Annotated in this window: 17 protein-coding genes; 4 read left to right on the top strand and 13 right to left on the bottom strand. The window is 39.6% G+C overall.

What is annotated here, in order from left to right; translation table 11 throughout:
* Positions 1-577: 577 nt before the first annotated feature.
* Positions 578-2,146, top strand: coding sequence for a high affinity choline transporter 1 (locus tag AB986_RS15310; RefSeq protein WP_084006628.1), 1,569 nt, complete (start codon positions 578-580; stop codon positions 2,144-2,146).
* 556 nt (positions 2,147-2,702) lie between these two features.
* On the opposite strand, the gene betA is transcribed toward AB986_RS15310, so the two are convergent.
* Together betA and betB are read right to left on the bottom strand one after the other, a co-directional pair.
* A complete protein-coding gene (gene betA / locus AB986_RS15305) occupies positions 2,703-4,385 on the bottom strand; it encodes a choline dehydrogenase (RefSeq protein WP_048312105.1) in 1,683 nt (560 codons plus the stop codon).
* Positions 4,386-4,555: 170 nt separating this feature from the next.
* Entirely contained in the window at positions 4,556-6,028 is a 1,473-nt protein-coding gene (betB, locus tag AB986_RS15300) for a betaine-aldehyde dehydrogenase (protein ID WP_048312103.1), read from the bottom strand.
* 285 nt (positions 6,029-6,313) lie between these two features.
* On the opposite strand from betB, the gene cudC reads away from it, so the two are divergent.
* On the top strand, positions 6,314-6,865 hold the full coding sequence (gene cudC / locus AB986_RS15295; RefSeq protein ID WP_048312100.1) for a choline uptake/conversion transcriptional regulator CudC: 552 nt from the start codon (positions 6,314-6,316) through the stop codon (positions 6,863-6,865).
* Positions 6,866-7,049: 184 nt separating this feature from the next.
* On the top strand, positions 7,050-7,922 hold the full coding sequence (locus AB986_RS15290; protein ID WP_048312099.1) for a glycine betaine ABC transporter substrate-binding protein: 873 nt from the start codon (positions 7,050-7,052) through the stop codon (positions 7,920-7,922).
* A gap of 319 nt (positions 7,923-8,241) precedes the next feature.
* On the opposite strand, the gene AB986_RS15285 is transcribed toward AB986_RS15290, so the two are convergent.
* Genes AB986_RS15285 through garR form a run of 3 tightly spaced genes read right to left on the bottom strand, consistent with a single transcriptional unit; the run spans position 8,242 to position 11,945 of the window.
* Entirely contained in the window at positions 8,242-9,588 is a 1,347-nt protein-coding gene (locus AB986_RS15285) for a GntP family permease (RefSeq protein WP_048312098.1), read from the bottom strand.
* Positions 9,589-9,613: 25 nt separating this feature from the next.
* Positions 9,614-11,041: a four-carbon acid sugar kinase family protein gene (locus AB986_RS15280; RefSeq protein ID WP_048312097.1), complete on the bottom strand. Its 1,428-nt coding sequence runs from the start codon at positions 11,039-11,041 to the stop codon at positions 9,614-9,616.
* Positions 11,034-11,945 carry a 2-hydroxy-3-oxopropionate reductase gene (gene garR / locus AB986_RS15275; protein WP_084006586.1) on the bottom strand — a complete coding sequence of 304 codons (912 nt, stop codon included), beginning with the start codon at positions 11,943-11,945 and terminating at the stop codon, positions 11,034-11,036. The genes AB986_RS15280 and garR overlap by 8 nt, the downstream gene beginning before the upstream one ends.
* Before the next feature lie 202 nt (positions 11,946-12,147).
* On the opposite strand from garR, the gene AB986_RS15270 reads away from it, so the two are divergent.
* Positions 12,148-12,768 carry a GntR family transcriptional regulator gene (locus AB986_RS15270; RefSeq protein WP_048312095.1) on the top strand — a complete coding sequence of 207 codons (621 nt, stop codon included), beginning with the start codon at positions 12,148-12,150 and terminating at the stop codon, positions 12,766-12,768.
* A 126-nt stretch (positions 12,769-12,894) separates the two neighbouring features.
* Here AB986_RS15270 and AB986_RS15265 read toward each other — a convergent pair whose 3' ends face one another.
* The 8 genes from AB986_RS15265 to AB986_RS15230 all read right to left on the bottom strand — a co-directional run bounded on the left by AB986_RS15265 (position 12,895) and on the right by AB986_RS15230 (position 22,303).
* Positions 12,895-14,175 (bottom strand): hemolysin family protein, encoded by a 1,281-nt coding sequence (locus AB986_RS15265; RefSeq protein ID WP_048312094.1) that lies wholly within the window; start codon positions 14,173-14,175, stop codon positions 12,895-12,897.
* Positions 14,176-14,242: 67 nt separating this feature from the next.
* A complete protein-coding gene (locus AB986_RS15260; protein ID WP_053216212.1) occupies positions 14,243-14,656 on the bottom strand; it encodes a MerR family transcriptional regulator in 414 nt (137 codons plus the stop codon).
* A gap of 240 nt (positions 14,657-14,896) precedes the next feature.
* A complete protein-coding gene (locus AB986_RS15255; RefSeq protein ID WP_048312093.1) occupies positions 14,897-15,583 on the bottom strand; it encodes a DUF4352 domain-containing protein in 687 nt (228 codons plus the stop codon).
* Between the two features lie 143 nt (positions 15,584-15,726).
* Positions 15,727-17,205, bottom strand: a complete 1,479-nt coding sequence (gene argH / locus AB986_RS15250; RefSeq protein ID WP_048312091.1) for an argininosuccinate lyase — start codon at positions 17,203-17,205, stop codon at positions 15,727-15,729.
* Positions 17,206-17,222: 17 nt separating this feature from the next.
* Positions 17,223-18,908 carry an ABC transporter permease gene (locus AB986_RS15245; protein WP_048312089.1) on the bottom strand — a complete coding sequence of 562 codons (1,686 nt, stop codon included), beginning with the start codon at positions 18,906-18,908 and terminating at the stop codon, positions 17,223-17,225.
* A gap of 6 nt (positions 18,909-18,914) precedes the next feature.
* The gene (locus AB986_RS15240) at positions 18,915-20,000 is read right to left on the bottom strand and encodes an ABC transporter ATP-binding protein (RefSeq protein ID WP_048312088.1); all 1,086 of its coding nucleotides are present in this window, start codon (positions 19,998-20,000) and stop codon (positions 18,915-18,917) included.
* 26 nt (positions 20,001-20,026) lie between these two features.
* Complete coding sequence (locus AB986_RS15235) at positions 20,027-21,121, bottom strand: extracellular solute-binding protein (RefSeq protein ID WP_048312087.1); 1,095 nt, start codon at positions 21,119-21,121, stop codon at positions 20,027-20,029.
* An 18-nt stretch (positions 21,122-21,139) separates the two neighbouring features.
* Complete coding sequence (locus AB986_RS15230; protein ID WP_048312086.1) at positions 21,140-22,303, bottom strand: ROK family transcriptional regulator; 1,164 nt, start codon at positions 22,301-22,303, stop codon at positions 21,140-21,142.
* Between the last annotated feature and the right edge of the window lie 133 nt (positions 22,304-22,436).

Raw genomic sequence — 22,436 nt, 5'->3', positions numbered from 1 at the left:
CATTGAGCTTTCGACGTTATTAAATACAGGAACATGCCTAAAGAAGTTAATTTTGTTAAATGTTTTTTAAACGTTTTCAACGAACTTAAATGCTATCATCTATGCTTTTATCTGTCAAAAAGTTTAAGCAATCTACCACCGAAATTAGATATTTGTATACTTCTTGCCCAACCTTAAAATAGTGATCTATGACTATTTATATATCGATAGTGTATTTGACAACAAAATCTAATCATGTAATATTTATTAAATACGTTAAGAAAATATTTAACAAAATTAACTTTCTGAATGAAAGGAGCTTTAAGAAGTTGAATAAAATGAATAGGAAATGTGATTCCAATATAATTGACTTGGCGCAAAACCTCACAAAATTTTATAGAGACTAAAACGATTTGTTTACAGCTTCCAATCAGTAAAAAATGAAATTTATCGATTAAAGAAAAATCAAACCTAAGCTTCCCAAACAGGGATACGACTAGAAATGATTTTAATTTAAAATTACTAGAGGTGAAGGTATTTGAGTGAACGAAAAGGAAATCTTTTAAAAATAGGTACATTTGTAGCAGCTGTTTTAATAATGTTTATTTATTTAGGAACGTCAAATTCAAATATTAACTGGGGCTCATTTATTGCCATGTTAGTATTCTATGGAATAATCTATTATATCGGTGCTTTTATGGCCAGTGGCAAATCTGAATCTGCATCAGATATGATGGTAGCGAAACGGTCCTTACCATTATGGATCTCGATGTTTACAATGGCTGCCACCTGGGTCGGCGGGGGTTACATATCTGGTACTGCAGAATCAACGTATTCACTTGGATTAGCATGGGCCCAGGCGCCATGGGGTTATGCACTAAGTTTAATTATTGGCGGTATCTTCTATGCTAGAAAAATGCGTCGATACGAATTTATGACAATGATTGATCCACTTGAACAGCGCTTCGGTAAGAAAGTTGCTGGTGTCTTATATATCCCCGCTCTATTAGGTGAAGTCTTTTGGAGTGGTGCGATTTTAACAGCTTTAGGAACAACTTTTGGAACGATTCTGGGTTTAGACTTTCAAACATCTATTATTCTATCAGCGATAATTGCCGTTGCGTACACTGTCGTTGGAGGTATGTGGTCAGTTGCCTTTACTGATGTTTTTCAAATGCTCGCAGTCATGATCGGTCTGTTCTTAGTACTTCCTTTTGCCCTATCAGAGGTAGGTGGCTTAAGTTCGGTTTGGGGTCACTATCAATCAGATATGGGGAGCTATGCAAGTCTGTTTCCACCACTAGATGGGTGGAAAGATCCTGAGTGGGGAAACTATTATTGGAACTGGTGGGACTTTGCATTATTACTAATATTCGGAGGAATTCCCTGGCAGGTATATTTCCAGCGTGTTCTTTCTGCTAAAACGGAGAACACTGCAATGTGGCTTTCAATCATAGCAGGATTTATCTGTATTATTGCAGCCATACCAGCCGTTATCATAGGTGCTATCGGATTAGATACAGATTGGGCAAGTCTCGGTTTAGAGGCTCCCGAAAACCCATCTATGATTCTTCCTTATGTTTTGCAATATTTAACGCCTGATATTATTGGTGCAATTGGATTGGGAGCTCTCGCTGCAGCCGTGATGTCTTCAATGGACTCTTCCATTCTATCAGCATCTTCCATGGCTGCGTGGAATGTGTATCGACCACTTTTCAAACCCAATGCATCAAGCGATCAACTTAAGAAAATGATTAAGCGCTCGATCATCCTTGTTGGTATTGCAGCCACCATCATTGCACTAAATGTTCAAAGTGTTTATGCTTTATGGTATCTTGCTGCAGACCTTGTATATGTTATTCTATTTCCTCAGTTAACTACCGCTTTGTTCTTTAAAGATGCAAATAAATACGGTTCAATTGCAGGATTAATCGTTTCTTTCATCCTTCGAATTGGTGGCGGAGAACCAATCATTGGACTTCCAGTCTTCCTACCATATCCCATGATTGAAGACGGCATAGTACTGTTTCCATTTCGTACGCTCGCAATGGTTGCAGGCTTAGTTACGATTATCGTTGTTTCTAAAATGACTAAAAAAATGTGTCCACCTATGCCTTTATTAATGCCAAAAGAGAGAGAGAACGGTAATGAAAAGATTGCCTCATAATTTTTAAATGGGTGATAAAATAAAAAAGCTTACTTCATTAATTTTTATGAAGTAAGCTTTTTTTATATGTTTACGTTCTATCAACCTTACATAGATTCCAGAGACATCATAACTGCACCCTCTCAAAATTAACAAGAGCGCCATACAAGGCACTTCATCATTGCTTAGAGGGATATTCCTTTTCTTGAGATATCATTCTTTGAGAGAAAGCCTAAGCTTTGTTGCATCTTAACAGTTTCTAGGCGACGATGATCTCTAGAACTATCAAAGGGTTTAAAGTTCATCTATCCAATAAGAACACTCTTTCCTTTTTAACTACTCTTATAAGTACATCTGACTTGTGGATAACCTTCAGTATAATCAATTCCTTCCAGATGAAACCCTATAAATAGTAAAAGCCAAGAATGCTTTTACTTAACACTCTTGGCTTTCGATTTGCTTCCTTCTAGCAGAAGGGTGGATTTATGGCACCCCGATAAAAAAGAGAAGGCACTCGATCATCCATGTACGCTGCATAAACAAATACATGTTGAAAGAGTCCTTCTCATGAAAAGCGTTATTCTGTTACTGTTCCTGCATCGGCCGGATGTACACCATGACGATAGAAGTCCGCATCAATTGGATCCAGCGGTTTACGTCCAAGGATGAGATCCGCTGCCTTTTCCGCTAACATCAATACTGGTGCGTGGATATTGCCGTTCGTAACGTAAGGCATAGCAGATGCATCGACCACTCGTAGGTTTTCCACTCCGTGCACCTTCATCGTTTCCGGATCTAGGACAGCCATAGGATCTGACTTAGGTCCCATTTTACAAGTACATGATGGATGAAGTGCCGTCTCAGCATCTTCTTTCACCCACTCAAGGATTTCTTCCTCTGTTTGCACAGAAGGACCAGGTGAGATTTCGCCGCCATTATATTTTTTCATGGCTGGTTGAGACATAATGTCACGAGTAACTTTAATCGCTTCTACCCACTCACGCTTGTCCTGTTCTGTAGAAAGGTAGTTGTACACCATGCTCGGATGTTCTTTCGGATCTTTCGAGCGAATTTTCAATGAGCCGCGGGCATCAGAGTACATCGGTCCGATATGTACTTGGAATCCGTGTTTTGTAGCCGCTTTTTGACCATCGTATCGTACCGCGACAGGAAGGAAGTGGAACATTAAGTTCGGGTAATCAACATCCTCGTTTGAACGTACGAACCCTCCACCTTCGAAGTGATTGGTTGCTGCTGGTCCAGTTCGTCCAAGCATCCACTGCAAGCCAATCCAAGGCATACGCGCTTTACTTAGATTAGGCTGTTCAGAAACAGGCTCTGGACATGTATGTTGCACATAGACTTCCAGGTGATCCTGAAGGTTTTCGCCTACTCCAGGAAGGTCTACGATCGGTTCGATGTCAAGGGAGCGAAGATGTTTAGCATCCCCGATTCCTGCTAGTTGAAGCATTTGCGGCGTGGCGATCGCACCGCCTGAAAGAATTACTTCACCTGCTTCAACTTGATGAGTTTTTCCGTTTCGGCGATACGTCAATCCTTTGGCACGTTTACCATCGAAGTCGATGCTCGAAACAAAAGCACGTGTTTTCACCGTTAAGTTCTCACGATCCATAAATGGATGTAGGTAGGCACGTGAAGCGGACAGACGCTGACCTTTGTACACATGCTTATCAAACGGTCCGAAACCTTCCTGACGAAAGCCGTTCACATCCGGAGTACGTGAATAACCAGCTTCTACACCCGCATTGAAGAATGCCTGGAATAATGGATTCTTGGCAGGTCCGCGTTCTAATTTGATCGGACCGTCGTGACCGCGAAGATCATCATCCGGTGATGCCAGAGCATTTTCCAATCGTTTGAAATAAGGAAGACAGTGAGCAAAATTCCAACTTTCCATACCTGTGTCTGCTCCCCATCGCTCATAGTCCATCGGATTTCCGCGTTGATAGATCATGCCGTTAATAGAACTAGAACCGCCGAGCACCTTCCCTCTAGCATGCGGGATATTCCTTCCCTTCATGTATGGCTCAGGGTCCGTCTCGTATTGCCAATCGTAGAGATCTTTTCCTGATGGAAAAGGTAGAGCTGCTGGCATTTGGATCAGGAGATCCCATGAATAATCACTTCGTCCAGCCTCTAATACAAGCACACTTTTCTTTCCATCTTCACTTAGGCGGTTGCCGAGTACAGAACCCGCACTACCACCACCAACAATTACATAATCATATGATTCAGTCATACACTGTTCCTCCTTGATGTTGAAATAGGAAAAAGGTATTCAGACAATAAACGCATTGCCAGGTATTCCTTCATCCCTATTACATGTAGTTTCTAGTTTGCTATATTTTATGTTTAGACGATTTATCAGCTTGATTTCATCCTATAGAATAGTAAGAAGAGATCGTTCTCTTAGAACCAGTTGATCGTTTCAGGCTTAAGGTTTTGGAAGATATGCTTTGTTTCTGTATATTCTTCCATACCTAATTTACCTAGTTCGCGCCCGATACCAGATTGCTTATATCCACCCCACGGTGCGTGTGGGAAATAAAGGTTGAATTCATTGATCCAAACAGTACCCATGCGCATTTTCGCTGCACAGCGTTCCGCTTTTGCAATATCGTTTGTAAAGACGCCGCCAGCAAGTCCGTAGATCGAGTCATTCGATAGTTTGACCGCTTCTTCTTCTGTACTGAATTTCTCAACCGTAATAATTGGACCAAACCCTTCTTCTTGTACAACACTCATGTCTGTGGTGCAATCTGTGAAGATCGTAGGCAAGTAGAAAAAGCCTTTTTGCAATTCAGGATCTTCTGGGCGTTTACCGCCTACTGCTACTGTAGCACCTTCTTGAATCCCTGCTTCTACATACTTTTCTACTTTCTCAAGATGTTCTGCCGAAATTAGAGGACCCATTTGAGTATCTTCATTAAATCCGCTTCCTAGTTTGAATTTCTTCACTCGCTCAACAAGCGCGTTAACGAACTCATCGTGAATGCTTTCTTCTACAATCAATCTAGTACCAGCTGAACAAATTTGTCCTGCGTGGAAGAATACTCCGTTTAACGCTTGATCCACTGCAATATCAAAATCAGCATCAGCGAAAATAATATTCGGGTTTTTCCCGCCAAGCTCAAGTGCAAGTTTCTTCACATTCATGCTTGCAGCTTGCATAATTTTCTTTCCGGTTGCAATCCCACCTGTGAAAGAAATCAGATCTACATCCTCATTACTAGACAGCTCGCTGCCAATTGTATCGCCAGCTCCAAGAACTAGGTTTGCAACACCGGCAGGCACTCCTGCTTCTTCCATCAGTTCAAAGACTTTTATATGAGTGAGCGGTGTAATTTCACTTGGCTTTATAATCAACGTATTTCCTGTCGCAAGCGCAGGAGCTAGTTTCCAGGACGCTTGAAGAAGAGGATAATTCCAAGGAGTAATTTGGCCACATACACCAACTGGTTCACGGACCACTTTGCTGATCGAGTTAGGTACTGGGGAATCGATTAGTTCTCCACCATCTTTATCTGCTAGTTCAGCAAAATAACGAAATACTCCAGCGATATCATCCATGTCTCCACGGCTTTCTTCAACTGTTTTACCTGTATCCAACGATTCTAAGTGAGCTAGTTCTTCACTGTCTCTTTCAATGAATTCAGCAATTTTTCTTACGATAGCTCCTCGCTCAGTTGCTGGTGTAGTAGCCCATTCTCCGTTATCAAATGCTTCTCTTGCTGCAGCAATCGCTGCTTTTGCATCTGATTCATCACCTTCTGGAACAGTAGCAATAACCTCCTGGTTAAATGGATTAATAATAGTACGTGTATTCCCAGAGTTCGCTTCTACCCATTTGCCATTTATGTATTGTTGTAGTTTTAGATTCATATCTATCAACTCCAATTTTGAATTAAGTTAAGTTTATTAAAAATTTATTTAACACACTTAACGTTAACATGCTATGTTAAGGCTGTCAAAATTTATTCAGAGATGAGGTATAGTAAGAATTAAAATTAACTAGAATGATTATAACTAGTGATGTCATAGGTGTTTTCAATTCGCGAAATGAAAACCTTGCATTTGACATTTTATCTGAACACGTTAACATTAACTTTGTAAAGAATATTTTTTAAATATTTAATGTGGTTTACTTTATACCGAAGGAGCGACCTAATGAGTGAATCTATTGAAAGACACGAAATTAAAATAGAAGAAGCCAAAGATAAAGTTATTGGCGCCATTGCAGAGACTATGGATTTATATGGTGTAACACCAGCTGCTGCAAATTTATACGCAACGATGTACTTTAAAGATCAGATGACACTTGATGAAATGCGTACAGAACTCGAAATGAGCAAACCAAGTATGAGTACTAGCGTCCGAAAGCTTCAAGAAATAGAAATGGTAAAAAAAACATTCACACGCGGTTCTAGGAAACATACTTACGTAGCGGAGAAAAATTTCTTCCGTTCCTTTATGGCGTTCTATTGTCAAATGTGGGAACGCGAAGTAAAAATGAATTTGGAAGCAATTGAGGAGTCACAAGAAGATTTCATAGATATCATAAAAGATTCCACTAGTACACCAGAAATTGTTGCAACCGCAAAGAAACACTATGATCAATTAGAAGAGTCTAAAAAATACTATTACTGGTTGGATGACTTAGTTGAAAGTATAAGAAGCGGCAAGATATTCGAATTCTTACCGAAGGATCAACAAGATTAAATTAATAAGATGTGATTAGGTAGTCTAATCAAACTCTGCTATAGACTACCTAGTTATAACAATGTTCCACTATTACATAAGAAAGGTAGATTTGTTTTGTATTTTCGTTAAATAAATTCTTAATGAATTAAATTATTTGGATGTTTTGGAAATAATACTAAATACAACAGGGGAGTTAATCAACATGAAAAAAGGACTTAGTTTTATTTTAGCCATTATAATGGTTGCTGTACTGACAGCATGCGGAAACAATGACCAAGCAGGTACAGCATCAGAGGAAAAGGATAAAACATTATCAATTGGTCAAATTAGTTGGGCTGAAAATATTGCCGTCACAAATATGTGGAAAGTTATTCTAGAAGATAAAGGGTACGATGTGGAGTTTAACTATTTGAACATGGGTTCAACAATGACGGCCTTAGACAGTGGCGATTTAGATGCTAGTTTAGAAGTATGGTTACCCGTCCAGGATGCTAACTATTTGGAGAAATATCAAGATACGGTTAATTTCTCAGATGCGACTTGGTTTGACAATGCAAAAGTAGGCCTTGTTGTTCCTACCTATTTAGAAGACATTAATAGCGTAAAAGACTTAAAAGAACATAAAGAAATGTTCAATAGTGAAATTGTTGGTTTTGATCCAGGAGCAGGTACGATGGAAGTGACGGAACAATTAATTAAGGACTATAATCTTGATTTTGAATTAGTACCAAGCTCTGAATCCGCCATGTTAGCTGAAATTAAAAAAGCAGTAAAAGATGAAGAACCAATTGTAGCGCCACTTTGGAGCCCACACTGGGTATTTTCCAAATATGACTTAAAATTTCTGGAAGATTCACAAAATACATACGGAGGTGTGGAAAAAATCCACCATGCTACAAGACAAGGATTTGAAAAAGACTACCCAGAAGTAAGCAAGTGGTTCAAAAATTGGAAGATGAATGATCAACAAGTCGCCGAACTTATTCACTATGTAGAAAGTAGCGATGAGCCTGTTGATGGGGCTCGGAAATGGGTTAAAGAGAACCAAGATTTGATTAATGAATGGGTAAAATAAAGGCATAGACGTAAGAAAAAGAGAAGTTGGTCACTCGTTATTTTAGGGTGGCCAGCTTTTTTCGTTATGGAATGATTTGATGGTTCTACTAATTCGTTCACATAAATTAAGGAGAGATCTAGATGATCGAATCAATATGGTTGATTCACCCGAGTTTTCTTTGAGTATATTTGCAAAGTATTTATTTATACTGAATCTGAAGAATCGTAATAAATGAATGTTTTCTTCCCCACCTTAAATGTCGGATATAACGATCTATTAACCCCTACAAAAGTCATGCTAGTCTAGAAAAACACAAAAAGCAGGGCAAATGCCCTGCTTAAATACCTGGTAAAATTCCAGAGAAAACACTAAGGAGATATACCATACCTAGTGCACTTAATCCTGCGATAAAGCCTCCAATGGTCCAAGCTTTAATTGTCTCAGGTACTGTTAATTTACCAAAACGACTAACCACCCAGAATCCAGAATCGTTCGGTAGCGAAAGTCCAACACCACCGGCACAAATAGCAAGACCCAATAAGACAGGTGATACACCAAGATCAAGAGCAAGTGGACCAAGTATGCTTGATGTCGTTACAAGCGCAACAGTTGTTGATCCTAATGAAGCACGCAGAATTTGAGAGAAAATAAAGGCTAGCAGTAGAGCAGGAATACTCCAGTTCTGCATCGTTTGGATTAAATGATCACCAATACCGCTCTGATTGATTACTGCTCCAAATGCACCACCTGCACCAGTGATAAGTAGAATAACACCAGCTGAGTTAACGGCATCTGTATACAGTGTTTGCTTTGGTGCATTGATATAAGGAGTTAGCACTAGAATGGCAACGATTACACTTATGAACAGCGCCATGTTTTTATCCCCAATAAAAGCGAGTGTTGATGCAAAAGTAGTGCCAGGAACAAGAAGCTGTGAAACGGTATTTGCTAAAATAAGGGCGATTGGTAGCACTAGCATCGCATAAGCTAATCCCGTACTAATTTCCTTCGACGGTGTTTCACTCGCTACCGCTACTTCTTGTTCTGCTTCATCAGGTTTAGACTGAACGCGCTTTCCGATAAACATTCCATAGAAATATCCACCTACTAATGTCGCAGGGATCGCGCAAACGAGTCCGTAGATTATGAACAGTCCTAAATCTGAACCAGTATTCTCAGCGACAACTAGCGGTCCTGGCGTTGGAGCAATCATGCTATGTGACACGATTAAACCTACACCGAGAGCAGTTACAAACGTGACAATTGAAATGCCCGTTTTTCTTGAAAGACTCTTGATTAAACCTGTTAATATAACGAATGCAGCGTCAAAATAAACAGGAATTGATACGGCTGTTCCGGTAAGTGCAAGTCCAGCTGCTGATTTCTTAGCTCCGAAAACTTTCAGTACCGATTGGGCAATTTTCTCAACAGCTCCTGAAGAAGCTAGAAACTGTCCAAAAATCACACCAAGTCCAATTAGAATTCCAACTCCAGCAAGAGTATTACCGAAGCCGGTCGTGATAATGCCTGGTATTTCAATAATTGGAATTCCAATGATAAGTGCTGTCCCAAACGCAACGCCAATCAATGCCAGAAAAGGCTCAAGCTTGAATTTTAATATTAGAACAAACAAGGCGACGAGCGAAAGCAAAAAGATTAAGATAAGCATGTTACCAGTTACCATACTGTCAACTCCTCCGTTTGAAAGGTTATACCCTCTCTATATTTTGAACAATATCTCTAAGCGTTGTGACTGCCCCAACATTTCCGGGGAAAATGATATAAGGAAGGTGTGGAAATTTACTATTTTCATCCGTTTCCCAAACGGGAATGCCAGGCGCCGCCTGTCCGAGAACAGTCGCTCTCTTCACTTGAAGACCATTCGTTCCAACATCACTAGACGTAATGCCGCCTTTCGCAATAACATATTTAGGTGCAACGGAGAAGTCTCTTACAATACTCGTTACAGCATTCGATATCTCAACTGAAAGTTTAAGCTCCTCTTCCTTCATTCCTTCACCGAGATCTAATCGCTCTCTTCTCGTATAGATGACAACGGTTGTTCCTTCTGCAACCTTCGCTTCTGCTTCTTCCCTAACGCGCTTTACTTCGGATTTGAACGCTTCAGCTTCCAAAACTAGGTGACAGTCAAATTCAATCGCATGCACTTGAGAGAGTTCTTTTAATGCATTTAGTTGATCAGTTGATTTCTGTACGTGAGAACCAACAACAATAAGTCCTCCACTGGTGGCGTCTTTCGCAATTAATTGTTCACTTGTCAGAAGAGGCTTAGATGAAATATCACCAATGATCTTTGTGAACGTTGCTGCTGTTCTAAAAATAAAGCGTTTTCCATTTTTCATAGCTTTCATTAATGCAATTGTAAATACTTTAATATCTTCTTCTTCAACCGCATTGACAATAACCTTTCCAAAATCAGATACATCGGCTAATTGGTCTACTATTTTATCAATTCGCAGTTCACGAATATCCTCAAGAGATATCGAAGTAACCTCTTCTTTTGTAAATTCTCCAGCCGTTTTTTCCTCAACCCACTCAGTTAAGTCGCTTGATTTAAATCCAAACGTTCGATCTTTAGCAAATTCCGTTTCACCTGCCGGAATTAGAACGCTCTCATTTTGAACATAGTGAATGTTATCGATCGTCAAGCGGCCGCCTTCTTTAAAAAATGGGATAATCACTTCACCATCTATCGGTTCATCGCTCTCTTCGATACGGTCTTTCATAACTTCTGTTTCGAGAGGATAGTGCCCTCGTAAAGTTGAATCCCCTCTACTAATAATGAGATAAGGTTTATTTAGGTCACGTGCAACGCGGCCAACACGTTCTGCAATCGTATGATGAAGATTTCTAGTGTCTTGCTCAGACAATGCCCGTGAATTCGTAAGAATGAAAAATATACTAGTCTCTTCTTCAAACCCCAGGTTAATTGTTTTTTCTGTCCAATCTGTATAAACGGATACCCCATGAACAGTCTGTACTCCAGTAGGATCATCATCTAACACCACGATCTGATGGTTAAAATCAGATCGCTCTTTTTTCCACAGATTAGAAATTGCCTCGTAATCTATCGATTTTAATTTCGGAATCTCTTCGATTACTAACTGGTTAGACATGCTCTTTCACTTCCTTTTTTACGACTGTATTTGCCAAACTCTCATAATACTGCACAAGACCACCGTGGTCATCACCAGCTTTGCCATCTACTTTAAGAGCACTAAACATCTCAAGAACTTGACTTGAAAGAGGAAGTGGAACACCCATTTCATGAGCTGTTTCCATCACGTTTGTTAGGTCCTTCATATTAATATCTATTCTTCCTCCAGCTACGAAGTTTCTTTCAAGAATGAGCGGAACCTTCGCATCCAATACGGCACTTCCTGCAAGGCCTCCACGAATCGCTTGATACATTTTCTCAATATCAATTCCCGCTTTTGAAGCTAGAACAAGCGCTTCAGACATTGCTGCTATATTCACATTAACCATAATCTGATTAGCTAACTTTGCTGTAGCACCACACCCATTTCCTCCAACTAAGGTAATGTCTTTACCAAGATGTTGCAGAACAGGAAGCACTCTCACATACACTTTCTCTTCTCCACCTACCATAATTGCTAATGTTCCATCGATTGCTTTTGGCTCCCCACCGCTTACAGGTGCATCGAGCATATGAATGCCATTGTTGCGTAATTCATTAGCTAGCTCTTCTGAAACAACGGGAGATATAGAACTCATATCCACAACTACCGTTCCTTCCTTAGCTCCTTGAATGATTCCGCTTTCATTTGTAATAACACTTTTCACGTGATTGGAATTAGGAAGCATCGTCAAAATGATTGAACTCTCTGCTGCAACTTCTTTTGGGGAGTGAGCACCACTTGCTCCAAATTCAACACATTCTTGCACAGCTTTTTGATTAATATCAAAGACGGTTACTTTCATGCCGGACTTCACTAAATTTTTTACCATCGGCTTACCCATAATTCCTAAACCAATAAATCCTATATTTTCATTCATCATAACCTCTCCTTTTTTAATAGCGCTTTCATTTCTTGTTTTGAGTGTACACGATATTTTGTATTTTGTATACAATTTTAATTAAATTGTATACAAAATTACTGATCGCTTTTCATTAGGGATGTTTCGCTCTATAATTTAAGTGATAGAATTGGTAAGTGAATAGTTTATTTAGAAACTAAATTGTTACTAACAGGAGTTCATTATGAAAAAAAATGCTTCACAATCTGCTTATCAGCATGCCTATGAAAGTATTCGAGATAAAGTTTTAAACGGAGAGATTGCAGGCGGTACAAAGTTGGTAGAAGAAAAGCTTGCTAAAGAACTTGGAGTAAGTCGGACGCCGATTAGAGAAGCGATTCGTAAGCTTGAGCAAGAAGATCTAATTCAAGATAAACGAGTCGTCCTGCCAACTGAAAAAGATATGAGAGAAATTTTTCAAGTTCGTATTCTTTTAGAAGGATTTGCTGCACGCGCTTCAGCTACGTATATGAGTGAGGAAGCGATTGAAGAGTTACAAAAATGTGTAGACATCGGACGAAATGGAACAACCGAAGAAATTATGAAAGCTAACAAAGCATTTCATGAAATTATTTTAGACACGAACAACAACAAAGTAATGATTAAAATAATGGACCGAATGCAATCGATCATTTACCTTTTTCGTAAAACCGTTGTCTATCATAAGCGGCCACATTTGATTGATGAGCATGATCAGATTTGCCAGGCAATCAGAAACCGGAATCCAGAAGAAGCAGAAGAACTAATGAAGAAACACCTTGAAGCGGATCTCGCATTTTTCTTGCACTTTATGGGACAAAATTAATCAGAAATTTATAGCACTTCTTAATTGGGAGCTGCTGTTTCTTGAAACAAAAAAAAGAGTCCAACCATTCGTGGTTTTGGACTCTTCGTTTTGCTTAACTATATACCTTATGGAACCTCATAGTTTCTACGCGTTTAACGCCACATCTTCAGTTTGGTCCTTCGACAGAACTTCCACTTGAATTTTTCTTACGCGACGTTCTTCAACCTGTTCGACTATGATCTTCAAATTCTCATAATAAAAAGAATCTCCGCTGTTAGGAACTGTACCGAGGCTTTCAATGACCCATCCGCCTATCGTGTGATAAGAACTTTCAGGAGGGGTCGCATTCATTAGTTCAAAGAAATCATCTAGCTGATGTTGCGCATCGAAGTGATAGTTGCTATCAGAGATTCGTTGCATCGTGGTGAATTTCTCATCTTGCTCATCCCAGATTTCCCCGACAATCTCTTCTAGAACGTCTTCTAAAGTCACTAACCCTGACGTCCCACCAAATTCATCTAGGACAATGGCCATATGCACTTTTTCCTTTTGTAGCTTAGGTAGCAAAGTGGAAATTTTCATAGATTCTACTACAAACAGTGGCTCTCGAATTAGCTCTTTAACATCAACGTTTTGATACTTTATCAAATGTGTAAGAAATTCTTTCTCGGTTAGTATTCCAATAATATTATCAATACTATCCTGGTAAACAGGTATTCTTGAAAATCTCTCTTCAAAAAAGATCTCTTTCATTTCGTCAATTGATTGATCGATATCAATCGCTACAATGTCAATTCTCGGCGTTAATACCTGACCCGCAAGCGTATCATCGAAGTCCATCGAGCGATGGATAAGGTCTCTTTCTTCCTTATCAATAACGCCCTCTTCTTGACTAATGTCCAACATCACTTTAAGTTCTTCCTCTGTAACGGATGGCATTGTGCTACTTTTTGCAAAAAGTCTTGATACCCATACTTTCAATTTAACAAAAAAGAAGTTAATTGGGGCAAGCAGTTTGATTAAAACGTATAACACAGTAGCAATCAACAATGAATAAGATTCTGCGTGTTCCTTAGCTAACGATTTAGGAAGTATTTCGCCAAAGATTAGAATTAAGATAGTCATAACAACCGTACTCACAACAAGTCCCGTGTTTCCGCCAAATAAATCGGTTGCTACAGCAGCTGAAATACTTGCAGCAGCAATATTGACAATATTGTTTCCAATCAGAATCGTTGATAGAGCTTTATCGAAGTTTTCGGCAATCGCTAAAGCCCTTTTACTCCCACGTCTTCCTTCATCTGCAAAGTTTCTTAGCCGAATCTTGTTTACGCTTGAATAAGCAGTTTCAGCTGATGAGAAAAAAGCTGATAAAAGAATTAAGGAACCTAATAAAAGAATCGAATCCAGTGGTATGTCATTCAAAAATTTTCACTCTCCTGAGTTTATTGTTTCTATTAATTTACTATTTTCTATTTTCATTATTGCAACGTCAATTTGAGTAAAGAAGTAGCGATTGAATAAGTGCTACAGTCTGAGGTGAAAGACTCTTCTTAATCTTCATCTGGGTAGAGGCATCTAACTTTTCAACGCTTTCGTGAATATCCTCTAATTCAGCACTCAGATATGTCATTCTATCCATTACTTCCCTCACTTGATTACTAATCATTTCTGTATCAACCTGATTAGACTTCTTTACTAGTAACCGTTGTTCAATTTGCTTTAAAGTCATTTGCATTTCTTTGCATTGTTCAATGAATCTAATATCCTCAATCGCATCTTTCCCATAAAAACGATAATTCGTATCAGATCGCTCACACTGCAACAAACCTATTTTTGTATAATAATCAACTGTACGTTTTGATACATCACATAGTTCAGCTAATTCACCTATTTTTAACAACACCCCAAGATCAATCACCTCATCTTAATTCTATGTTAAAAAGGGCAAACTGTACAGTAGAACGTTATGCTTTTTCTTTACCAATTGGGTGAAACTCTGTTTGTACTGTTTCATTCAATTAAGAACACATGAAATTATCTCATCTACCAATAGGTTAACGATTAATTTTGAGGAAAATACCTTGAAAACCTATAATTCTTTTGCTAAAAAAAGAGAGCCAATAATAGGCTCTCTTTATTAATCTTACTTATTCAGTGTAAGATCTACTTCTTTTGTTTTTGCTACTGTGTCCATGCCTTCCTCAGTATATACATCTGAGAATGATAGTTTCACATTGTCTGCATCAGGATTGGAAACGAGAACACCAACAGTTCCATTGTATTCCGTACCACTAAGAATAGTATCAGTGGGCTCATCATTAGTCATGATGAAGTCATTCATCATAACATCAATCTGTTTCTTTCCAAATAGAATTTGATCAATATCATTCCACCATACAGCAGTGTCAGTGTTATTCTGAACAGTGTATTCTACTTGTAGATATTGTGCAGGCGTTTCTAACTCATCAGTGCTAGTCATCATCATGATACCTTGCTTAAACTCTTCATCAATCTCTTGAAGTTCAATCAATTTAACTGAATTAAGAGTTACACTGAAATCTCCTTCATGCACTGGTTGTCCTTCATTCCAAAGACCCAGAAGTTTAGCCTTAACACCCTCATTTTCTTCTATTTCTCCAATTGTATCGAGAGTATCATTGCCATCATCTTCAGCTGCTTCGTCTTTAGGCTCTTCCTGCTTACCTTCCTCATTCGAATCATTGGCACTGGAGTTAGCATTAGTACTAGTATTTCCTTGACTCTCGTTGCTACCACACGCACCTAAAACTAGGATAGCCCCCATAAATAGTAATACGAGACTCTTTCTCATATTAACCCCCCTTAAATTTAAAAATAATGCCTGGCTACTATATCATTTGCGTCATCTGATTACCAACGGATATGAAGATATCGAAGTTCTTCTGAAAATTCAAAGCCAGTCCCATACGTAACGTACACGGAACTGGCTCTTTTTCATAACTTACTCAACTCATTTTTCACAGATTCAACTTTTGTTGAATAGCCTGCAACCTTCTCACCTAAATCGTTCCAATACGCTTTCCTTTTCTTCACCATTTCTTCTACAACCTTTGGATTAGGCCCACCTGTCACGCTTCTTCGCTCGATGAATTTCTTCGGATCTATAATGTTCTTCCAATCTTTCTCCGAAATCTGTACGTCTACCATCCACTCATTTACTTGAGCCGTGGTTACTTCGTCTAACTCTTTCTTTAACTCATTTGCTTTTTTACTTACTAGACTTGATAGATGGTGAGCTTTTCGAAATGGGACATCATAGTCTCTAGCTAAGACGTCCGCGAGTTCAGTGATCGTAATCATATTTGTTTTGGCTTGCTGGAGTGCTCGTTCCTTATTGAAGGTCATTGTTGTAATAACTGCTGTTAAGAGCTTTGACACGCGACTTGCTTTATGGAACCCATTATAGAGATGTGGCTGTAAGTCATCCTCTGTATCTACAATATCTCCATACGGCGTATTGTGAATCATTTGGATGACGCTTAATCCTTCACCTACTGCACTGCTAGCTAGAGCTCTGGAATGTTCTAATGAGACAGGATTTCTTTTCTGCGGCATAATGCTACTCACTTGAACGTAAGCATCAGAAACTTTCAACAGCCCTACCTCATTTGACGCCATTCGAAGAAACTCTTGAATCCACCTGCCCATGTTGGTCATTAAGCTAACTAACGAAAGAGCTGTTTCGATTAAGTAATCTCCAGTTCCTATCGCATCGTATGAATTTTCCATCATGTCATCGAAGCCTAGTAACTCTACCATTCGTTCTCGACTAATTGGAAATCCAGTTGTCGTAATGGCAGCTGCCCCCATCGGTGACTGGTTTACAGTATGGTAGGTTTGCCATACTCTTTCCACATCTCTTGATAGATTATCTGAAATCGCAAGCAAATAATGACCAAAAGTGGTCGGCTGAGCCGGTTGCGTATGAGTATGTGCAGGCATAATAGTATGGATATGATCCTCTGCTTCTGTAACAAGTGATTGACCTAGCTTCTGTAAATGTTCTAAAAGGTCGATCATATGATCTCGGATAACAATGCGATACATCGCTTCTCCCATATCATTTCGACTCCGAGCAATATGCATCTTCCCAGCTAAATCGCTACCAATGAGTTTCGCAATCTCTGCCTCCACAAGAAAGAAGAGATCTTCATACTCAGGCATATAGTTTAGTAAATCCTTCTCCATCTTAGCAACTTGATTCACTCCGTCTAGAATTTGCTTAGCATCTTCTTCCGTAATAATTCCTTGCTCTTTCAGCATCGTCGTATGGGCGCGGTGAATCATAAACATGGCATCAAACAAGTAGTCCCGCTGATCTTTAAAGACCGGTTTAAGGAGTTCGTTTACATATGTTTTCCCTGGAAATGCTGCACCGTCTTCTAACTCGAAATCTACCTTCCTCTTACTCACGTTTCCACCTCACTTTACTAAAGCGTATTTTCTGATTTAACACCAAAGAACTTATACGAAATGATCATAACGATCGCGATTAGTCCAACCTGAATCATGCCGTAAGCTGCTGCTTGTCCAAGGTTGAACATCCTCAACTGGTTCATAATTTCGATTGAGATCGGTCGATTATCGAGCGTATACAGCAGTACAGATGTTGGAAATTCTCCTACTGCCTGCACAAATGCAAGAAGTGTTCCACTTAAAACGCCTGGCATAATGATCGGCAAGACAACCCTTCTGAATGTATATAACCATCTCGCACCTAGATTCTGAGCCGCTTCTTCAATCGAATCATCCATTTGCTCCAATACAGCGTTCGTAGATCGAACCACCAGTGGAATAAATCGAATAAAATAGGCAAGTGGCAAGATCCAGAATGTCCCTACAAGAACCTGTCCAAAGGAGAAGATAGACTTGCTGTTAAAAGCCAGTATTAGGTTCATCCCTACAACGGTTGCTGGCAATGCCCAAGGTAGCATAACCAGAATATCAAGTAAGTTCTTACCGAAGAACTTCCTTTTCACAAGAGCATAGGAAGTAATGATCCCAAACACAAAACATCCTAAACATGCTACGAATGCCATGATTAAACTATTACGAACTGGGTCCCAGATATTTGGATCTTCAAACAACAAACGATAATTTTCTAAGTTGAAAGTTGAAGGGTACTTTTGCCACGTCCATGCTCCTTCTGGAACAAAAGATAGAATCGCCAATACAGCGTGTGGCAATAATAGGACAACCATAGCTACGATTCCAATCGTCACCATAATCCATTTCAAAATTGGATTGTTTACTTCACTGCGATGAGCACCGATCCCCTTTGATCCCATTCGATAGTCTCTGCGATTCTGAAACCAGCGCATAAACAATAGAAAACTAATAGAAACAGCTGAAAGAATAACAGATTGAGTAGCTGCCATTTCTAGATCTCCATTAATTTTGGAGAAATAGATTTGTAAGCTTAGAACCCGATAGCCACCCGCTAGAAGAAATGGTGCACTAAAGGACGCCATCGACACCATAAAGACAAGCAAGGATGCAGCAACTAATGCAGGAGTTAATAAAGGAAACGTAACTTTCCAGAACACACCAAAGCGTCCTGATCCTAGATTTGCTGCAGACTCTTCAAGCGACGGATCAACATTATTAAGTGCGGATGAAACCGTCATGTAGAAATAAGGGTACATCGTATAGGCGTGGACCAGGAGTATACCTGTAACACCACCAATACTAAATGGGACTTCTTCTAGATTGAATAGATCTTGAATGGCAAGGGGAACAAGCCCTACTTCACCATACAACCACATAAACGCCATAACTCCGACAAGTGACGGGAGAACGATCGGCATAATTGCGATTCCCGAAAAAAAGGATCGCCCCGGAAAGTTATATCTAGTAAAGATAAAAGCTAAAGGGATACCGATACATGCGCTTAACAATACCGATAACAATGATATGTATACCGAATTCCATAGGGCTTCTAAATTTGCCTGCGCTTTAGGTCCGAAAAAATCTACATAATTTTGAATTGATACTATTCCGTTTTGTTTAAAACTCTCGATAAACGTTTCTATTGTTGGGTATAGAACATAGCCAACCAATACAAAGATGATCGGGATCAGTAACAGAATTGTTTTTCTCTTCTCTGCAGTTAACATCCTAGATCACTCCTTCGCCACAGGTACAATACGAACCTGGTCAGGTGGTAATTGAACATATAGTTCAAATCCCTCTTTCAAATATGTACTCGGTCCGCGATTTAAATCTGTTACTTTTAAGGTAGTGCGACCATTGTTTACTTTAATGAAACTATGAACTGATTCACCTGTGAATTGAACAAGATCCACTACTCCTACTAAAACGTTATCTCCTTCAAGCCGAGTTTTAGAGATAGCTATTGCTTCAGGCCGTACAGACATCTTGAATCTTTTGTTCTCATCAAATTCTTCTTGTATACTGCTATCAGCAACCACTTGAAGATTTAATGCATCACAAAACAGGTTAAGACTCCCCTCACTTCTTTTCACCTCAAAGAGGTTTGTCTCCCCAATAAATTCAGCAACAAAATCATTCACCGGCTGATTGTAAATCTCCGTTGGAGTACCGATCTGCTGGCAGTTTCCAACATTAAATACAGCGATGCGATCACTCATCGTAAGCGCTTCGACCTGATCATGCGTCACATAAATTGTTGTGATACCATACTCCCGCTGCAGACGAAGAATTTCATTTCTCATTTCATCTCGTAATCTCGCATCAAGGTTACTAAGTGGCTCATCAAGTAAGAGAATGTCTGGCTCAATTACCAGTGCTCTTGCTAAAGCAACCCGTTGCTGCTGTCCACCACTTAACTGACTCACCTGGCGATCAATAAAAGGCTTTAAGTGCACTTTTTCTAATACATCCTCTACTCTTCTTTTCACTTCACCTTTATTCACTTTCCTTACTTTCAATCCAAAAGCCACGTTTTCAAAAACTGTCATATGAGGGAAAAGGGCATAGTTTTGAAAAACCATGCCCGTATTTCTTTTTTCCGGCGACACTGTCGTCATATCCCGATCATTGAACTTCACTTTTCCTGTAGAGGGATAATAGAATCCTGCAATCATCCTAAGGGTTGTTGTTTTTCCGCATCCACTTGGCCCAAGAAAAGTAAAAAACTCCCCTTCTTTGATTGTGATATCTAACTCTTTAACGGCCGTTACATCGCCAAACTGTTTTGTTATATTTGATAAGGTTACTGCTGTCATAACCAACAACTCCTCTTTCTGGAGGTCTATTCCTCTTTTTGCTTATCACTGTTCTTAATGTTGTTATCCCAGTATTCCATCCACTCATCAGATTTCTCTTGGAAAACCTCCCAATCAATCTCCATCGCATTAATTTCTGTCTCTTCAATCCACTTCGGAAGATCACTAATATCGTCACGCGTCGGAATTCTGTAATATTTCTCAGCTAATAACTTAGCAGCTTCCTCTGAATTAACAAACTCGTAAAATGCTTTTGCTGCTTCTGGGTGTGGAGCATCTTCAACAATCGCAATACCTTCCGTCAACACCGGCGTCCCACTCTCTGGAATCACATAGCTAAACGGGTAGCCTTTTTCTTCAGCAAGCATTACGGTATCTGGCATATTCCAAACGGATAGATTCCCTACACCTTTCGCTACTTGGTTGTACATAATTTCTGGATTCGCCGCGTATTCCTTCGTATTCTCGTCTAATTTCTGTAGCCATTCATATCCAGCATCAGGGCTATCAGACTCTTTAAAATCCTTGTAAATGATAGACGAATAGATTGTTCGCATTGTCCCTGATGCAAGCGGATAACGAATAATTAATTCATCTTCCCACTTAGGATCGATTAGATCATCCCAATCCTTAGGAGCTTCTTCTTCCGATATCTCTTTGTTGTTATAAAGGATCACTTCAGGTGTTTGGGAAGTACCTGTCCAATACCACTCTTCATCGTGGTACATATCATCTAACGAATCAGCATAGGTTGGCTCATATTTCTGAAGAAGTTCATCCGCCTTCGCTTCGTCAAACATCACTTGGGGAGCCCCCCACCAGATGTCTGCCTGCGTGTTATTCTTCTCTGATCGAACTCTGTCTAGAATTTCTTGTGAACCAAGATCAAGGAATTCCATATCAACATCATATTCAGCTTCGAATTGCTTCTCAAATTCACTCAAGATATCTTTTCCATGAGGAGAATAAACAACAACCTTATCTTCTAAATCCCCTTCACTATCAGACCCCGAATTACCATCTCCACTCGCTTCCTCATTTCCTGCCATACATCCAGTTAGGATTATTCCAAACACAAGCATAGCTACCAGTAAACCCATCCAACGACGATTTCGTTTCATAAACAAGTTGCTCCTTTCTCATAATCGAATAATCGAATCATGTTCCTCTAGAAATAGTGCCACTGCTCCCACGATTCCTGCTTCTTTTCCAAACGTTGACCGCACAATTTTGCAACTCTGAGGTGTGAAATGCTCAACAATCTCAATCAATGATGCCTTATAATCATCGAACGACTCGCTTACACCACCTCCTATAATGACTAGATCAGGATCGAATAATGATACGTAATTTGCGATACCATAACCTAGTTGCTCTACCGCTTCTTCAATGACTTTCTGCGCAGATTCATCACCTTTTTTCCAAAGGGTAAATGCTTCCTTTGCTGTTACCGTTTGATTCTTTACAGCAGAGAGCTTATGACCAATGGATGAACCACTTGCTACACTTTCCAGAAAGCCATACCCCTCATAAGTAGGATGATAGCTTTTAGCATTTTCATAGTCTGTCACAAGGTACCCCATCTCGCCTGCACTGAAATTACTACCCCGGAACAGCTTTCCGTTAATGATCATGCCGCTCCCAATTCCAGTCCCAACAGAAATAAAGATGATATTCCGTAACGACTTGCCAGCACCAAGCCATTGCTCACCAAGAACGCTCGTATTCACATCATTCTCTACATAAACTGGAAACGAAAAATACTCACTCGCTATTTTGCGAACGGGGTAACGCTTCCACTTCAAACTTGGAGCATCCAGCACAATGCCCTGCTCCACATTTGTTACACCTGGAACGCCAATCCCCATGCCAAGAATCTCACTATTGCTTAACCAAAGATCTTCAAGCATACTCGACACGTCTTTCTGTAAGCGCTTAAACAAGTCTTTTGACAGGTAATCGCTAGTTGCAAATTCCCGATAGGCGTGAACCTTTCCATTTAGACACGTTATTCCTGAAGCGACTTTTGTTCCCCCGATATCAACTCCAATCACATAAGCTGCTTTCGGATTAAAAACCAGCTGAACAGGCTTTCTTCCGCCACTAATCGTTGACTCTCCAGGACCTTTCTCCTCAATCCATCCCTCCTGTAGCAACTGCTCTACCATAAGAGAAACAGATGGTTTACTTATTTGAATCCTTTTGGAAATTTGCGAGCGAGAAATGGGTTCGAAATGACGTATGCAACTCAACACAAGTTGTTTATTTATATTTTTGATAGATGCGGCATCGCTCTTTTGCATAAAAGTGTGCTCCTTTATAGATGATAAAAAATAATATCCGTGTCTTTGGTTAGTTAAGATTACTAACTAACGATTACTTTCATTTATAACGGGTGAGATAAAAAATGTAAAATACTGTTTATTATCCTTCTAT

Source organism: Guptibacillus hwajinpoensis (assembly GCF_001039475.1).
Taxonomy (GTDB): domain Bacteria; phylum Bacillota; class Bacilli; order Bacillales; family Guptibacillaceae; genus Guptibacillus; species Guptibacillus hwajinpoensis.
Note: the sequence above shows the minus strand (reverse complement) of the source record. Positions and strands in the feature narration are given on the sequence as shown.

Bases quoted from the DNA above. Each gene is read 5' to 3' on its own strand.
- cudC (WP_048312100.1), top strand. From the start codon at position 6,314: ATGAGTGAATCTATTGAAAGACACGAAATTAAAATAGAAGAAGCCAAA.
- AB986_RS15255 (WP_048312093.1), bottom strand. From the start codon at position 15,583: ATGAGAAAGAGTCTCGTATTACTATTTATGGGGGCTATCCTAGTTTTA.
- AB986_RS15290 (WP_048312099.1), top strand. From the start codon at position 7,050: ATGAAAAAAGGACTTAGTTTTATTTTAGCCATTATAATGGTTGCTGTA.
- AB986_RS15280 (WP_048312097.1), bottom strand. From the start codon at position 11,041: ATGTCTAACCAGTTAGTAATCGAAGAGATTCCGAAATTAAAATCGATA.
- betB (WP_048312103.1), bottom strand. From the start codon at position 6,028: ATGAATCTAAAACTACAACAATACATAAATGGCAAATGGGTAGAAGCG.
- garR (WP_084006586.1), bottom strand. From the start codon at position 11,945: ATGATGAATGAAAATATAGGATTTATTGGTTTAGGAATTATGGGTAAG.
- AB986_RS15240 (WP_048312088.1), bottom strand. From the start codon at position 20,000: ATGACAGCAGTAACCTTATCAAATATAACAAAACAGTTTGGCGATGTA.
- AB986_RS15245 (WP_048312089.1), bottom strand. From the start codon at position 18,908: ATGTTAACTGCAGAGAAGAGAAAAACAATTCTGTTACTGATCCCGATC.
- AB986_RS15230 (WP_048312086.1), bottom strand. From the start codon at position 22,303: ATGCAAAAGAGCGATGCCGCATCTATCAAAAATATAAATAAACAACTT.
- AB986_RS15285 (WP_048312098.1), bottom strand. From the start codon at position 9,588: ATGGTAACTGGTAACATGCTTATCTTAATCTTTTTGCTTTCGCTCGTC.
- AB986_RS15235 (WP_048312087.1), bottom strand. From the start codon at position 21,121: ATGAAACGAAATCGTCGTTGGATGGGTTTACTGGTAGCTATGCTTGTG.
- AB986_RS15310 (WP_084006628.1), top strand. From the start codon at position 578: ATGTTTATTTATTTAGGAACGTCAAATTCAAATATTAACTGGGGCTCA.
- AB986_RS15270 (WP_048312095.1), top strand. From the start codon at position 12,148: ATGAAAAAAAATGCTTCACAATCTGCTTATCAGCATGCCTATGAAAGT.
- betA (WP_048312105.1), bottom strand. From the start codon at position 4,385: ATGACTGAATCATATGATTATGTAATTGTTGGTGGTGGTAGTGCGGGT.